Source organism: Gluconobacter sp. P1D12_c (assembly GCF_018812105.1).
GTDB lineage: Bacteria > Pseudomonadota > Alphaproteobacteria > Acetobacterales > Acetobacteraceae > Gluconobacter > Gluconobacter oxydans_A.
Window position 1 is genome coordinate 1 of sequence record NZ_JACSIQ010000118.1, and the last position, 681, is coordinate 681.

General features: G+C 36.9%; 1 protein-coding gene. It reads right to left on the minus strand.

Going from position 1 to position 681, the window contains the following annotated elements; genetic code table 11:
- Positions 1-151: 151 nt before the first annotated feature.
- On the minus strand, positions 152-681 hold a 530-nt coding region (locus tag KP705_RS15860; protein WP_215764915.1), incomplete at its 5' end, for a hypothetical protein.

Genomic DNA, 681 nt, shown 5'->3' on the forward strand with positions numbered 1-681 from the left:
GGATTTTCAACATGCAAACAGGCATCCGGATTTCTCCGGGTAGCCTCATCTATAGTCTCTTTAATATTCCACTTCTTAGACTTCGTTGCCTTGTCGGAAGGCTTTACAAGCACTTTACGACTCAGCATCTCAAAATGTGCGAATTGATAACTCATGACAACGATCCAAAAAATTTCTCGCAAATCGTTGAGAGTCTTCTTTTAAAATCATCAGACGTACAATTTTCCAAATCTAAATTATCGATACTCGAATACAAACCATCCTTGTCACATTCTTCTAAATCTTTAACCCAAAGGCGTATCTCATCTTTATTGTCATTAACAAAAACACACTCGTAACAAAAATCATCCTCGTCATCGTTCAAATATTCGTTGAATMTTAAAAAACCATATCCCCTGCTTTCTATGTAATCCAAAAACAAAGAAGAATGCGAAGGAAGACAACGCAAATAATCTCTATAACTTTTCACATCCTTCACAGGAAAAGAATGGTCAATATAATGGTCATGCAAACAAGTCATGATATCGTAAGGCTTTTCCCAACCGCAATAAACCTCGACCCCATTCCCAAACATATAACGAATAGCCTTGGTCTCATAACGTGCCTTCAATCGCACAGCCTTTATATTGAACAGATTTTCAAGCCTCTGTACTTCTCTCTCTATTTCTCTATATTTTTCCT